Origin of the sequence: Shewanella sp. Actino-trap-3 (assembly GCF_002836275.1) — a bacterium.
Lineage (GTDB): Bacteria > Pseudomonadota > Gammaproteobacteria > Enterobacterales > Shewanellaceae > Shewanella > Shewanella psychromarinicola.
In genome coordinates, this window is sequence record NZ_PJCE01000001.1 from 1,204,570 (window position 1) to 1,220,035 (window position 15,466).

At 41.2% G+C, this 15,466-nt stretch carries 9 protein-coding genes; 4 read left to right on the forward strand and 5 right to left on the reverse strand.

Annotated elements, in window-relative coordinates; translation table 11 throughout:
• Positions 1 to 225 precede the first annotated feature (225 nt).
• Positions 226 to 912: a lysophospholipid acyltransferase family protein gene (locus tag CXF80_RS05140; RefSeq protein ID WP_101031866.1), complete on the forward strand. Its 687-nt coding sequence runs from the start codon at positions 226 to 228 to the stop codon at positions 910 to 912.
• A 1,806-nt stretch (positions 913 to 2,718) separates the two neighbouring features.
• Positions 2,719 to 3,654 carry a DUF5692 family protein gene (locus tag CXF80_RS05150; RefSeq protein WP_101031868.1) on the forward strand — a complete coding sequence of 312 codons (936 nt, stop codon included), beginning with the start codon at positions 2,719 to 2,721 and terminating at the stop codon, positions 3,652 to 3,654.
• A 516-nt stretch (positions 3,655 to 4,170) separates the two neighbouring features.
• Here the strand turns inward: CXF80_RS05150 and CXF80_RS05155 are convergent.
• Complete coding sequence (locus tag CXF80_RS05155; RefSeq protein ID WP_101031869.1) at positions 4,171 to 4,788, reverse strand: TetR/AcrR family transcriptional regulator; 618 nt, start codon at positions 4,786 to 4,788, stop codon at positions 4,171 to 4,173.
• A 388-nt stretch (positions 4,789 to 5,176) separates the two neighbouring features.
• Between CXF80_RS05155 and CXF80_RS05160 the strand changes: the two genes are divergently transcribed.
• Positions 5,177 to 6,091, forward strand: a complete 915-nt coding sequence (locus CXF80_RS05160; RefSeq protein WP_101031870.1) for a DUF5692 family protein — start codon at positions 5,177 to 5,179, stop codon at positions 6,089 to 6,091.
• 709 nt (positions 6,092 to 6,800) lie between these two features.
• Here the strand turns inward: CXF80_RS05160 and CXF80_RS05165 are convergent.
• Positions 6,801 to 8,483: an ABC1 kinase family protein gene (locus CXF80_RS05165; RefSeq protein ID WP_101031871.1), complete on the reverse strand. Its 1,683-nt coding sequence runs from the start codon at positions 8,481 to 8,483 to the stop codon at positions 6,801 to 6,803.
• Between the two features lie 125 nt (positions 8,484 to 8,608).
• Positions 8,609 to 10,042, reverse strand: a complete 1,434-nt coding sequence (nhaC, locus tag CXF80_RS05170; protein ID WP_198554732.1) for a Na+/H+ antiporter NhaC — start codon at positions 10,040 to 10,042, stop codon at positions 8,609 to 8,611.
• A gap of 504 nt (positions 10,043 to 10,546) precedes the next feature.
• Between nhaC and CXF80_RS05175 the strand changes: the two genes are divergently transcribed.
• Positions 10,547 to 11,680, forward strand: a complete 1,134-nt coding sequence (locus tag CXF80_RS05175; protein ID WP_101031872.1) for an ADP-ribosylglycohydrolase family protein — start codon at positions 10,547 to 10,549, stop codon at positions 11,678 to 11,680.
• Here the strand turns inward: CXF80_RS05175 and ovoA are convergent.
• Together ovoA and CXF80_RS05185 are read right to left on the reverse strand one after the other, a co-directional pair.
• Positions 11,652 to 13,814: a 5-histidylcysteine sulfoxide synthase gene (gene ovoA / locus CXF80_RS05180; RefSeq protein ID WP_101031873.1), complete on the reverse strand. Its 2,163-nt coding sequence runs from the start codon at positions 13,812 to 13,814 to the stop codon at positions 11,652 to 11,654. The two genes, CXF80_RS05175 and ovoA, sit on opposite strands and share 29 nt — an antisense overlap.
• A gap of 128 nt (positions 13,815 to 13,942) precedes the next feature.
• On the reverse strand, positions 13,943 to 15,067 hold the full coding sequence (locus CXF80_RS05185) for a MalY/PatB family protein (protein ID WP_101031874.1): 1,125 nt from the start codon (positions 15,065 to 15,067) through the stop codon (positions 13,943 to 13,945).
• Positions 15,068 to 15,466 lie beyond the last annotated feature (399 nt).

Below are 15,466 nucleotides of genomic sequence, written 5' to 3' on the forward strand. Positions count from 1 at the left end.
CAAAAGATCAATAGCTCATAGTCTCTTGGCAAGTAGGTCTTCAACCGCGCTCATTGATCCCTTATCTTAACGACTGACCTTCATATAGGCGATATCATGGCTAAACATCTTAGCAAGTAGGTCTTCAACCGAGTCAAACTCATTGACAGTAGAAAGTAAAGACCCGCCCCTGACGAAACTGTTATGATGCAGCAACTTTTATGACAGTCATTTTCTGGAGCGCCCTTGACACTGAATCAAATTAAACAAGCAATATACGCCCTTTATTTAACCAATAAGTTCGGTATTAAGCTAAAAGGTGATCACACACCCGATGACATGACGAGAATTCGGTTGGAGTATGCAGAAACGCTATTATCTCGCTTGAATATTAGTGTAGAGGTTGAAGGCATTGAGAAGGTTAATCAAGGTGGTCAATATCTTATCGTGTCGAATCATCGAAGTATTATCGATCCATTAATTGTCGAGATTGCTCTAAAGCATAAGGGAATTAACAGTTTATGGATTGCGAAAAAAGAACTTTATAATTCGTTTTTCTTTGGTATGTTTACCAGAAATGCTGGCACAGTATTGCTAGATAGAGAATCAAGTACAATGAGTTCGTTTTTTACTGACATTAAAAACAAGGTATCCAAAGGTTATTCTATTAGTGTGTTCGCTGAAGGTACGCGTAATAAGAGTGATGAAACATTGACTGAGTTTAAAGAAGGCGCTCAAATCATCGCGATGAAAAATAGATTGCCGATATTACCAGTATTTATAAAAACCAATGCCAATGAAGTCTTGGGTGAGTCGTTGAAAAATAATACTAAAGATTTAAAAATCATAATCAATATTGGTGACATGATTGATTATAAAGATCGTTCTAAAACACTACAAGACTCGTATAAGTCGCGGTTTAATCTCCTCTAGCCGTTATGACGTTGACTGTACCCTCTCAGCAAACACCAATCTATTAAAGTGGTGAAGTTAACAAGCTCAGCGCCTTTGTAACTCAACCGAAAATAGATCACATACGGTGGCTTACCTTCGCGCAGAACGAGGAATCGTATTTTACTTGGTCATCACGGTGTAATTTATTAAAACATTGAAAATAAAGAGTAAATATGAAAATTGTTATTCGGCATGATTAAAATGAGCAAGGCCTGATGAACGGATCATTGTAATGGCTAGCGTTAGTGGCTAGCATTAATGGCTCACTCATTTAGCGTTTAATGCTCAGTATTTTTAAGCCACAATCACCCCGCTTTGCGACTTAAAAAGATGCTCATGATCAAAGAAAAGCGAACACAAAGATTTGACCTTCAGCCCTAGGCTGACCACTTGCGCTACAGTATCAAGAAGGGAGCCCTTCGGCGGGTCTTCGTCCTTGCTACTTTCGCAGGTAAACCTTGAGCAACAGATCAACATCGATATTCTTCAAATTGTGAACCCGCCTCCTCAGCTGAATGTAATGGTCAAGATCACAGAGAACATTGTTAATTTTGTTTCGAGCGATTGTTGTGTTTTTGCTATGACCATAAAACTGTTGCACCAGTTGTGTCGCGCCTTTCAAGTTCTGATCTACTTTGGCGGCGTCCGTCAATGCATGGGTTGGTTTAATTGGGTCTTAACGCACCATAAAAATAATCTGCAATGCTCTGCAGCGTTGTCCTCGATTAGTTGATGACCCATTGACTGATCTTAGATTGGGTCAGTACAACATCTTCAGGCAGACTGGTCATACTAATGTCGCGACCTCGAGATATGTTTCCACTGAACGACAATTAGGTTAACACCAGCAACTGCGTGCAAAAATGGTCCGCTGGCTTTGATTTTGCCTGCTTCTCGACATAAATAGTGCTCTTTTCTTTAATGGCTTTCAACCCATTGGGTAGTTCTAAAAATGAGGCATTATCACTCTCTAATTGTACTTCCAATTATACTTACTATATTGTTCTGACCAACGAAAGCGGTTCCTAGCAATGAATACGGCAAAGGCAAATTTTGCACTTTTAGTCTACCCTTTAAAAACCGTAGACACATACTTAATCCATCAAAATGGAATATTTACAACTACAGCAGTTTATAAAATTTTATTAAAGTGAAATTTAATTAAAATTTCGATTATAAACATCCTGAACCCTTTTACTTTACTTCTTGAAGTGCTTTTAGTAATAAGTAATATAAATCATTCGAGTACAACTCACTCCAAAACTTAAACCCCGATGTTTTATTAGTGATTTATTATATAAACCACTCCATAGAAATATTAGTTATTTTTACGTTTATTTTATCGTAAAAATTGATAATGGCCTAGCCGCGACATGGATTTTCGCTCTATAACTCACTTTAAATAAAAATAATAAAACCAGCAAAACAGCTAGATACCTTGATTTAAATATATTTTTAGAGTAAATACACTAATTTGTGATTTTGATTATTGAAAATCGTTGATTATAGGAGTAAGTTACTCGCCACTTGATGGTTATTGTTGATACTTGAGATTAGTAATTTTTCGACATCTCAAATAAAACGTACCATTGCTTTTTTGCTATAAATACTGCTCGACGTTATTCGAGTTAAGCGATTTGATGCAACTGCAGATAGTATCGATTTAATAAGAGAGATATTTAGCTTGCTAATGTTAAGGCCAATTAAATTTCCAGTTAATAAACCGAATGACGTTAAGTAGAAAACAACTCTGATTATTTTTAAATTATAAGGAAATGAAATACTATGGGTTTTTTATATAATATGCCAAATATTGAAGGTTGGGGGATCGCGATTGCGGTTCTCTTTACCTTAATGGCTTTCAATGAATTTGCTCGTACTACCCGTTGGGGTGGGATCTCTATGTTTATTGTGCTTCCTATCATCTTGACCATCTTCATTTGGCCAACCACTGCTGCTCCTGGTAATGAGTACGGTACAGGCAACTGGTTTAACTGGGTAAAAACTTACTCTTGCCTTGCTGGTGCAATTGGTTTTATGGCCATTCGCTTCATTCCTGGTCTTTCTAAAAATAAGTATGTGTTAATTTTCCCCGCGGCTATTCTTGCTCTTAATATCTTCGAAGCCTGTATTCGTGATTTCCAAGTCTATAGCTATGGTGCATGGGATGGCGAAATCATTAACCAACTTTGGATGATGTCAGGTTCATGGAACATCATGAATGGTATTGCAGGTCTACTTAACATTGTTGCTATTTGTGGTTGGGCTGGAATTATTATTTCAAAAGATAAGTCAAAAGATATGATCTGGCCTGATATGATCTGGCCTTGGATCATTGCTTATGATTTATGGAATTTCGCTTACACTTATAATTGTATCTCGGATCACTCTTTCTACGCGGGTGTTGTACTGTTACTATCTTGTACTATCCCTGCATTCTTCATCAAGAAAGGTGCTTGGCTACAGCATCGCGCTTCAACATTAGCCTTGTGGATCATGTTTGTCATGTCTGTTCCTCAGTTCGCAGATAAAATTGCACCAGTTCCAACAACGCATGATCCAAAAGCATTCTTCATTGTAAGTTTGATCGCACTACTGGCAAATGTTGCCCTTGTGGTATACCAGTTTAATAAGATCCGTAAACACAAACTGAATCCTTTAAAAGATGAAATATTCACAGATTCAAAAGACTATAAACTAGTTATTAAAGAAAATACTTAATTAAACTCTTTATAACAAAGACTCAGAGCACTTCATTAATTTAATTCTTGAAGGGCTTTTTTATAGCGATTCGATTATTAAAACTAGACAATATCTTTATTTGATAACTCAGTAATCAAATAAAGATATTTTAGCGGGGTATTGCGTCATATTGGTGTTTATTCACATTGTTCCAAAAATACGAGCTAACAGGTTATCTAACCGAGCCGGTTCATCATTGTCTAAAAATTTATGCCACATATGTACCCCCTCGGTGGGTCAAGGCAATAATGTGTTCACCGATGGCCTTAGGTCTCTATTCTACAGTTCACTCTTGTCATTGCTTTTGATGCGACTCATGTACCGCAACAAGCGGTTGTACTGCCTTGATATTTATAAAAATAGGCGTTGACAGTCCAGCTACGACTCTACTGAAATCCGTAGCAGTGGCCCTATAAACGTGGGACACCCATGCAGATTAGCCGTTGGAATGGGTGCCAATGTATTCCGACATTGGTAATCAGGCGCGCCTCTCTCTTATTCAATATAATTAGCCATACCAGACATAACCGTATCAACATATATCTTCTTTAGCTGTTCCGGTGTACTCGCATCACTAGAAAAACACAGGCGTATAACGGAGCTAAATAGAAGACTCATCAATAAAATAAATTGCTTTAACTGTATCTCATCTTTAGGACGAGCGACTTTGAGTACGCTTTGAAATATTTTGTCGGCTTTGACATTACTTTCTAAGGTCGCAAGATTAACAAGATCGGTATCAATCGACTCAAACCAAATTTGACGTAGTGCCGACTCATTTTTATGTAATAAATAAATATCATCAAAATTATTATTTAGCACCATCTCTAGGTCTTCAAGTGTTTTCAGAGCAATAACATGTTTATCCACGATAAGCTGGATTTTTTCCATAAAATGTTCAGCTAAAGAAAGAATGATTGCTTCTTTATCTGAAAAATATCGATAAATCGAGGCTGGGGATGTATTCGCACGTTTAGCTATATCAGTAATTTTAAGGTTACCGATGTTTCTTTCTTCAATTAACCCCTTCACGGCTTCAAGGATTATTGCCACTCGTTCTTTACTACGATTTTGACTAGGATTTTTTCGGTTGGTGGCTTGTTTTAAATTCATCTGATTAAGCTCTTGCTCATAATATAGAATAAATAATTGGCTCAATATAGCATATTAAAAAATCAGATTCAGCTTGGTAATTATGTTGCGGCATTTGAGTAAAAGTAATCTTACAAGTATTAATTAGAGATCTAGAACACAAAATAAACAGAAGTAGAATTTATATTTTGACATTTAGTCGAGAACTCGAGATTATAAAAACGTGACGTTTAATCACGTTTTATGGTTTGGGGATATTGAGCTATTTGATTAACGACTAATTAATCATTTTAACTCATTAAATTACCAACAATAAGCAAAGATTTCACACTACCAACTGTGAATTGTAATGGTCGTTTTTATCCACAAAGGAAGCTTTACTTTAGCAACACAAAATAAAGGAATATATATGTTTTTTGAAACAATCCCTTGGCAATCTGCGCTTGTTGGTGTGGCGGTCACACTCGCGCTAATTGTGCTCAATGAAATATCTAGACGCAGTAAATGGGCTGCAATATTCTGTTTCATTGTCTTACCGATTATTTTAACCATCTTCGTGTGGCCAACAACAGCTGCCGAAGGTACTACTGTAGGCAGTTGGTTTGCTTGGGTTAAAGTTTACTCTTGTCTTGCTGGTGTCATTGGTTTTATGGCTATCCGTTATATTAAAGGTGCAGTTAATAATAAATATTTGTTGTTTTTTCCTGCCTTTATTTTAGGTTTCAATATTTTTGAAGCTGTTATGCGTGAATTCCAGACTTCTGGTTTCAATGGTATGCACGATGGTATGCTTATTATTGGCGGCCAGTGGAACATCCTTAACGCTATTGCGGGTATCTTAAACATCGTTACAATCTGTGGTTGGGCTGGTATCTACATCAGTAAAAATAAATCTCAAGATATGATGTGGCCAGATATGCTTTGGTTCTGGATCATCGCGTATGACCTATGGAACTTTGCTTACGTGTACAACTGTGTACCAGATCATTCATTCTATGCCGGTATGTGTCTGCTTCTTTCTTGTACTATTCCGGCCTTCTTTATCAAAAAAGGTGCATGGTTACAGCACAGAGCATCAACACTAGGTTTCTGGATGATGTTTGTAATGACGTTCCCTTCATTCGTAGATACTAGCGCATATGCGGTTAAATCTTCGCATAATACTGATGCAATGTGGTTAATTAGTATTATCAGTATTGCATTTAATCTCGGCGTATTTGTTTACCAGTTTGCTAAAATCCGTAAATTTAAACTGAGTCCTCTAAAAGACGAAATACACACAGATCTTAAAGTTTACCAAGATGTTGCAGCGGTAAATAACTAGATAGAAAATAGATTTTATTTATTCTATAAATAAAAAAGCCTCTCGATTTTGAGGCTTTTTTGCATGCCAAAAATTTAAATGTGCCAACTAAAAATTGTTACTACGTAGAGCAGACCAAATTGATGACATCCGCATAGACAGTTTCTGTATTCTTCTCATTCAACATTTATTAACGCTCTTATAGATATAAATGATGCGTTACCTTTTCGCAAAAAAAGAAGAAAACCCAAGCGACCCATTTTAATGATGAATTAACAGAATGTTGTTCAACTTTGATTGCGATAGTATTTATCACTATTTAAATGTATAAATTGAACGGGAATTAGCGAAAAATTGAGCTTTAGATGAAAATCGATGAGCATTATGGCAGATTCAAACATCACAAGCGGTTTGATATTAATCAAGGATGAAATGGGATAATTGATGTTAAACGTTAAGCCTTAAACCTTAAACCTTAAGCACACCACTAGGCATTGGCAGATTGTTGCACCTTGTCGCCGTTTTAGCGCTAAATGCTCACTGTATTCTGTTTATTTTTAAGTGGCATAATTATTTTTCCACACAATAGAACTGTCATCAATGTTGCGCAAAACAAAAATGCCTGATTAAGTGGTTATCAATTATCGCCCCGTAATTTTAATGCGATGACCCTGCAATGTAGCGCCAACGGTTACGGCCATGTTTATCTATTGAGTGGGAAAAAAGCGACTCATCTCCCCCGTCCGCTTGACCAGATAGAGAACACTAACCATATTCCACCAACGACAGCACTCAGAAATCCAAGAACGCCAAATAACGGCAAACCAAACAAGGTCGGGCCACCATCAACCGTCATAACAATAGAAGAGCCAATAATCATGGCTGCTACAACATTACCTATTGCCACTCGGCTAGCGGCACGGTCAAGTTGATTGCCAAAGGCTTTTAACCTCGTTACATCAACATGTAGCTGAAATCTCCCGCTACGCGCTGAGCGAAAAAGTTGCTGTAAATCTTGCGGTAATCCGGTTAAAAGTTCGGCGGTACCGACAATAGCTTGCCAACCTCTTTTGGCCATTGCATCTGGTGCATAGCGGTCTAACATTAGCTGGTGTAATAATGGCTCTGCTTCAGAAACCATATCAAAGTCAGGATCTAACTGCAGGGCAACGCCTTCAAGCGTTATCAATGCTTTAATCAATATAGTTAAATCAGGGGGTAAGTTAAGGCTATATTCTCTAAGTAATGACATCAGCTCAGTAAGCATCATGCCCAAATTGAAGTTCTTTAATGAAACGCCATGATATTTATCAACAAACTCTTCTACTTCAAAAGTAAGATTTTCACAATTTAATGGCGGATCTCCAGCCCAAGTCAGTAATACTTCAACAACTCTAGGCGCATCCAACTCAACCATGCTATGTAAAAGCTGTACCAATTGATGTCGGCGCTCGAAAGACAGTCGTCCAACCATACCAAAATCAATAAATGCAATTCTATTTTCCGGCAGATAAAAAATATTACCTTGATGGGGATCTCCATGATAAAAACCATCAATCAACATCATTTTTAACGCCGCTTGACCGCCATGCTTGGCTAACAATTTTCTATCTAACCCTGTTTTCTCCACAGCTTCGATATTTCGCCCAGAAATACCATCAATAAATTCTTGAACATTGACACGTTCACGGCACCACGACCAATAAACTTTAGGAATAACGATTTTTGGATCATTATTGAAATTTTTGGCGATCCTTTCAGCATTACGACACTCGGCCAACAAATCCAATTCCCGCCGCAAAGAGTGGGTAAATTGACGTACCACCTCACGAGGTCTAAAACGCCGTAAAGTTGTTGACTCGGACTCCATAACTTCAGCAATGCGGGCAAGTAAACGTAAATCGGCCTCCATTATCGGTCGGATACCCGGCCTGCGGACCTTAATAATGACCTCAGTGCCATCTTGTAATCGAGCTCGATGAACTTGCGCAATGGAGGCGGCAGCGAGAGGTTTAGGATCAAATTCGGCAAAAGCCTGTTGCGGGCTACATCCTAAGTCTTCGTGTAACTGTTTACAGATTAATTCAAATGATACCGGAGGAGCTTGATCCTGTAATTTTTCAAATTCAACAATCCACTCTGGAGAAAACAGATCTGAGCGTGTCGCAAGGATCTGTCCTAGTTTAATAAAGGTTGGCCCCATTTCAGCCAAGGCATGACAAAACCTGACTGGTGATTCTACATTGGTTATTTCCGAAGCATACTTCCAATGCAGTGCCTTACCTGCGCCATTAACCACATTCGCTAGGCCTAGTCTTCGCAGCACATCGCCAAAACCATAACGGATTAAGACCGATGCAAGCTCATTCAGTCGACCAATATCTCGCGCGGTACCTAACGTATCCCAAAGCATGGCGCACCTATTTATTCTTATTTGCAGTAGAATTGGATGTTAATTTATCATCCAATGTTTGTGCAATCCCGTCAAGAAAACCTGTTACTAAAACCTCGGAACATTTACCATCGCCAGCGGTGTGACTATGGCTCCCTTGAAGTAAAAACGGCCAAAGCTGATTTGGTTTTCGGTTTGAGAAGACCAATACCAAAGGCGGCCATTGCCACTGCAATGATGGCATTAAGGTAGTTGAAAAAAGCATAGGGCGCGTAGTCAAGTACGTCTACCCCTAGAGTGGCGGTATAAAAGGCACCGGCCGTGGTCCACGGAATAAGACCTGTGGTCATAGTGGCACCTTCTTCAACTGAGCGCGAAAGAATGGCAGCCTCTAAATTTTGTTGCTCATATTTGGGCTTAAACAGTTGGCAACTTAGAATAATCGAAATATAAGCCTCTCCCATAGCAATGTTACCTAAGAAGCCGGACATAATAGTTGTGGCAATAAGGGTGGCGGTGCGCTGCACTCTTTTTATGATGCCGGCTAATAGTGCAGTGAGAAATCCCGCGCCGTGCAAAATTCCGCCAAGTGCGATAGCCATTAAAGCCAGCAGCAAGGTCCAGCTCATGCTGCTAATGCCGCCGCGACCAAGCAAAGCATCTAAACTGGGGATACCCGTTGATTCGGGCGTATTTTCCCACAGCGCATTAAGCACGGAGATAGCACTTTCTTGCTGATAAACAATCGCGATTAGCACGGCGAGTATAATACTGCATGACATCGTCACTTCTGCAGGCACTTTTCTAATGCTCAGCACAGCGAGTAAAATCAGTGGTAATAACGTAATCAGCGGCGTAAGGCTGTAATTGTTGGCAAGTGCTGTTTGAATTGAGGTAACTTCTGCCAAGTCTAGATTTTGCTCACCATAGTTCAATCCGATCACTAAAAATATTAAGAAAGTGAGAATAAAAGTGGGCGTTGTGGTGAACAGCATGGAGTAAATGTGTCGATAAATATCGGTGCCAGCACTCATAGCGGCGAGATTTGTGGTATCTGAAATCGGCGACATTTTATCACCGAAGGTTGCACCGCAGACAATCATACCTGCGACTAAAGGCAGGGGAATATTCATGGCAGAGCCGATGCCAATAAAAACCACGCCTAAGGTGCCGACGGTACCCCAAGATGTTCCGGTTGCTACCGACATCAAGGCGCACAGTAATAAACCGACGGCCAAAAACAAACTTGGACTCAGCCAGCTAAGGCCATAATAAATAAGCGTGGCGATGGTGCCACTGTGCATAAAACTAGCAATCACCATGCCGATCAATATAAATATATAGATGGCAGGCATGGCTCTGGTGAGGGCGCTAGTCATCAACTCGCGTATGTGTATATAGCCGTAGCCAAGACTAAAAGCGTTGAGTCCTATCCACAAAAGACACAGAAACATCAGTGTATGCAGGCTGATCCCTAAACCAAAAAGTCCTCCTGCAATGGTGATGATAATCACGCTAAAACAGATAAGAGACTGCAAAAAACCAGGGCTACGGGGTAAGTTAGGAGTGATTACAGGCATTGGCACACAGTATGGTAACAATTGGGATGAAGCTGAGTATATCAGTACAGATAATTGGGTAAACTATAAACAAGCAGGATATGAAAAAAAATAAACCTTTCGTCTTTTATAAGCAATGGTTTAGCTACCAAGCAAAGGCCAAATCAAAAGATATATCATCACAGAGTGCGGCAAATAATTATTTATAAGCTCATTTATAAACTCATTTACAGGCTCATTTATAAACTCAATGGGTCACATCCTCTACATCTTCCACATACTCCAAATACTCAAAAAAGCTGTTGCGCTTGTCGGGTTGAATATTATGGTTGCGAAATAAATTTAGCCTATTGCCTTAAAAAAACGTCTACTTTTGTATAAATGACGTACCTAGTATGACCACATACATTTTTAATCAATATTCACATGGTAAAAATTAACCATTCGTTATCGATTCACAACCTATTGTTGCGGTATCTAATGCAGGTGCGAGTTGTTTTTTTACCATGTGAAAGAGGCATTATCATGAATCACACCCCTTCTCAGCCACTTCGCGTTACCTGGGCACTTAAAACAAGCTTTATTGCTGATGCTTTGGCCATGCCAGTGCATTGGTATTATCAACCAATGGAAATAGAGCGTGCTTTTACTGGTGGTATTGAGCGCTTTGAGGCCGCACCTGAGTTTCACCCTTCATCTATTATGTCATTGCACTCCAAGCATAAAGGGGGGCGACAGTCAGCTGATAGTTCGTCTAAAGGGCATTCGTCTATCGTTCAGTCGCCGCAAGTGGTTGGCGATGTTATTTTAAAAGATAAGGCGCTGTTTTGGGACCGACCTAATGTCCATTATCATCAAGGCATGCAGGCGGGTGAAAACACCCTCAACGCACATTGCGCTCGTGTATTGATGCGCACCTTGGCGAGTTCGCCACAACGCTACGACCGACAGGCATTTGTTAGCGCCTACATTGACTTTATGACAAAGACCCCCGCCGCTCATCCCGATACTTATGCAGAATCCTACCATCGAGGATTTTTTGCTAACTTGGCGCTGGGACGCAAGCCTGAAAACTGTGGAATGATAACTCACGACACCGCATCCATTGGTGCATTGGTGACAATAGCGCCTTTGGTTTTTTCAGAACGACTTAAGGGCATCAGCGAAGCCGAGATAAAGATTGCCTGCCGAGCGCATCTGGCCTTGACCCATCCTGATGAATCCTTAATGCAGGTGTGTGATCGCTACGTGCAACTCTTGTGTGGTCTGATGGATGGGCCTGATGAGGCAGGCATTAAGGCACTTATACTTGAAGCAAGTCAGGGCCTAACCAGTACTAATTTAGCCGGTCTGTTAAAACGTAACGTGCCCGACAATCAGGTCGTCGGCCAGATATTTTCAAGGGCATGTTATATTTCAGATTCTTGGCCTGTCGTCTTGTATCTAGCCTGTAAATACCAAAATGATCCTTGGCAAGCACTGCGAGTCAATACTAACTTAGGCGGTGACAACGTACATCGCGGCATAGTGCTGGGAACCTTGCTTGGATTGCAAAGCGATATTGTGGCCACCAGCTGGTTTGAACAACTGGTAGACCACAAATTGATTGCTCAGGAAATTGAGGCGCTTATCAGCGTGGCAAGCGCTCCCAAACCGTAAGTTCAGACAAGGTATGCTGAAACTTGTGCTGAGTTTCACGGATCACAAAAGGGACTTTGCGCGGCTCACCCACTAACGTAAAGTGGCTTGATAGTTGCTCTTTCAAGCCATCTAATGTGCTGTAGTTTTCGCCATCTTTTTTGAAACCCCCTATCCATTCTTCCTTGGGTGTATGTTCTTCCAGCCACGTGTAAGGCGATGCAATAATAAGCAAGCCGCCATCATTGATGCGCTGTGCCATATCCGCCAGAAAACGGCTCGGCTGGTAGAGCCTATCAATCAAATTAGCTGCTAGTACTAAATCATAAGCAGTGAATTGGGGTTTGAGGTTACAGGCGTCGCCTTGATGAAATGCAACACGGTTTGCATAAGCTTCCAACCCTAGTTCTTGCAGGGTACGAGTATGGTAGCTAACTAATTCGCCTTCTTCGGCACGGGCGTAACGCACTGCGCCTTGCTGCGCCATTTTAGCCGCTAGGCGGGTAAAGTTGGCAGAAAAGTCAATACCGTCTACTTCATCGAACTGACGGGCCAACTCAAAACTTGCTCGACCACACGCACAGCCTAAGTCAAGTGCTTTACCGGTGGTTTTGCCCTTCATTGCCTCAAGTGCAATATCAGCTAAGGCTTTAGGAAAATTCTCTACGCCATACCAGGTGTCACCAAAGTGAAACTCTGCATATTCTGACAGAAGCTGATCACTTTCATAGTAAGCCTTAGGAGACATTGCCTCAACTTCGGAGGCAATATAGCGAAATCCGGCGTGCTGCGAAAAGTGACGTCTAAACGCATAACGTGCACTAAGGCGCGCTTCGTTACCACTTGAGATCCATGAACCACCTTTGATTATATTGTGTTTACCATCAAAAGTTGGCGTGGTGAAATCGTCATACAGTGGGTGTACTTTAAAGTTATCGAAGGGATAAATAGGCGTTTCAGTCCATTGCCACACATTGCCCACCACATCAAACCAACTGCCATGTTGATAGCGCGTTACCGGGCAGCATGATGCAAAATGGTCAAGATGCAAGTTTGCATCGGCCGCGCTATTACCCAGCTCTTCAACGCCCGCTTGTGAGCATAGACGATGCCATTCGTCTTCCGTTGGCATGCGGATCTGTTGCCCAGTTTCTACGGTTTTCCATTCACAAAACGCTTTCGCTTCATGGTAGTTTACTTCAGCAGGCCAGTCCCAAGCCATATCAATTTCTTGTGTCATCAGGCGCAAACGCCAACCATTGTGCCAACGCCAAAATACCGGGTGTTTCGCCTCAGTAAACTGCCGCCAAGCCAGGCCTTCATCGCTCCAAAAACGATTTTGCTCATAACCACCGTCCTCAACAAACTCGAGGAACTCTTGATTGCTGACTAAATATTGGCTGGCTTTAAATTCGGCTACCTCTGCCTGATGTTGGCCATATTCGTTGTCCCATCCATAGAAGGCACTATCAAAGGATTTTCCAAGATTAACTGAGCCGGCAGTAACGCTTATCAGTTTGTTTTTTGGCGCTTGGCCAGTATCTTTGCAAGCTGGCCATTGAGGTAATGGCTGGACTTTGGCAAGTTCATGTTGGCGAATGAGAACAGACGACGTCTCAAGGTGAATACGCTCGTGCTCAATACCCATGACGATGGGCCACCAGGTATTTTCCCAATCAATGGGTAGGACAAGGTGCAAGGTATCAATTAATGTTAATACTGTGGCACGCACTTTAGCGCGGTAGTCTTTTACCGCAGAAACACTGGGCCAGTCATAACTGTCTTCAGACAGATCATCCCAGCTCATTTCATCAACACCCACCGCAAAAATTGATTCCATATGAGGATTAATCCGATCGGGTATCAGTTTTGCCAATAGTAGCTTGTTGATGAAAAAAGTGGCCGTATGCCCAAGATAGAAAATAAGCGGGTGGCGCAAGGGTATAGGTTTTTGATAGAAAACAGCATCATCGCGCAAACAATCGAACAGTTGCGTATAGGTATCGAAGGTATTAGTGAAGTAAAGCGCTATTTCTTTGCGCTTATCATCCACGGTGCCACTGTTCAGTGTAGGGGTTCGGCGCAATGCTCCAGAGTCAACAAACGTTGCGGATCGTTTAGCCATTTCTTGTGCGTTTTGTATAGGTAAGGTCATCCTGAAACACGTTCCTTTGATTTTTATTCTATAGTCATACGATTTACTACTGGATAAAGGCTCAACTTTTTTACTTTATATTAATATTACTTGCCAAGAAACAAATCTTTTCCCAGTGGTTAAACGTCTCAGCCCTGCAGTTTTTTAATGGCTTCGACTAAATAATCTCGTGAGCAACCGAAGTTCAAGCGAAAACAGTCTTTATCACCAAAATCTCTGCCCGCTGATGGACCAACACCTTTGGCTTCACACCAGGCTTGCGTATCGGTGACTTGCAAACCGCTGGCATCAACCCACAGCAAAAAAGTAGCCGCGGGTGAGATTGCTTTTAAACCTTCAATTTTGTTGATTTCAGTCACCAAATAATCGCGATTTTCAGTTAAATACGCCACTTGTTGTTGATGCCACTCATCGCAATGCCTGAAAGCTGCATTAGTAGCGGTAAGGCCTGTAACGGTTACCGATGGTAATCTGCCGCGGGCAGCATGGTTGAAGTCTGCTCTTAATTTTTCGTTTGGAATAATAGCGAAGGACGTACCTAATCCAGCAATATTGAAGGTTTTACTGGCGGCCATTAATGTCACTGAATACTCAGCCAACTCTGGGTGCGCACTGGCCGGTAGATGTGGCACGTCATCTAAAATTAAATCGCAGTGTATTTCATCAGAGCACAGCATAACGCCATGTTTTCTGCATATTGCTGCAATTGTGTCTAACTCGTCTTGGTTTAAAACTGAGCCGAGCGGATTCATCGGATTACACATAATAAATAAGCTGGCTTTAGGATCCGCGGCAGCCGCTTCTAAGGCATTAAAATCGAGTGTCCAGCGACCTTCCACTTCTATCGAGCCGATACAAGTTCGGTTGAGATGATTAATTGCAGGTGCTGCCATTATCGGAGGATAATTGGGTGTTTGTACGATAATCGTATCCCCTGCTTGGCAATATGCTTGAATAGCCACATTAAATGCGGGCACCACACCCGGAGTCCACACTAGCCAACTAGGATCAATCTTCCAGTTATACTGACGTTGACACCATGCCACAACAGCCTCACTGCCATCGGTATCGTGAGCCGGTAAGGTATAACCAAATAAGCCGTCATCAATGCGCTGATGTAAGGCGGATAAAATAGGCTCAGCACAGCGAAATTCAGTATCAGCAATCCACATAGGCAGTATATCGGTACCTTTGTATTTTTCCCATTTATGGGCTTTTGACGATGTGCGGTCTGGTTTATCACTGAAGTTCATTGCAGGTCCTTTGATCGTTAATTTAGCTGTCTGTAGAAAACAGCCGATTTAGCCTGTTACTATTAACCTTTGGTTTAGGTTAAAACACAAGTCAACATAACCCAAGTACTTGTGGGAATAAAAATGCTCCCCCATTTTATTCGGTATACAAGTGATAACGCTAACGATGACACTCATGGTTAATTTTTATTGGATATTAATCTTGAGGAAGGATAGCTTGCTTGTAATAAAGAGGAACCCTTGGGTTCAAAGTCCTATCTTTCGCCCAAACAAAGGCCTTATCTTTCGATAAGGCCTTTTTGTTGAATGCGGCGGAGGGATAGCGATCTGAAAAATAGGAACCCTAGGTTCAAAACTATTACAGACACAAAAAAGCCCGCTTTGATAAGCAGGCTCTTT

Bases quoted from the DNA above. Each gene is read 5' to 3' on its own strand.
- CXF80_RS05150 (WP_101031868.1), top strand. From the start codon at position 2,719: ATGGGTTTTTTATATAATATGCCAAATATTGAAGGTTGGGGGATCGCG.
- CXF80_RS05155 (WP_101031869.1), bottom strand. From the start codon at position 4,788: ATGAATTTAAAACAAGCCACCAACCGAAAAAATCCTAGTCAAAATCGT.
- CXF80_RS05160 (WP_101031870.1), top strand. From the start codon at position 5,177: ATGTTTTTTGAAACAATCCCTTGGCAATCTGCGCTTGTTGGTGTGGCG.
- CXF80_RS05165 (WP_101031871.1), bottom strand. From the start codon at position 8,483: ATGCTTTGGGATACGTTAGGTACCGCGCGAGATATTGGTCGACTGAAT.
- nhaC (WP_198554732.1), bottom strand. From the start codon at position 10,042: ATGCCTGTAATCACTCCTAACTTACCCCGTAGCCCTGGTTTTTTGCAG.
- CXF80_RS05175 (WP_101031872.1), top strand. From the start codon at position 10,547: ATGAATCACACCCCTTCTCAGCCACTTCGCGTTACCTGGGCACTTAAA.
- ovoA (WP_101031873.1), bottom strand. From the start codon at position 13,814: ATGACCTTACCTATACAAAACGCACAAGAAATGGCTAAACGATCCGCA.
- CXF80_RS05185 (WP_101031874.1), bottom strand. From the start codon at position 15,067: ATGAACTTCAGTGATAAACCAGACCGCACATCGTCAAAAGCCCATAAA.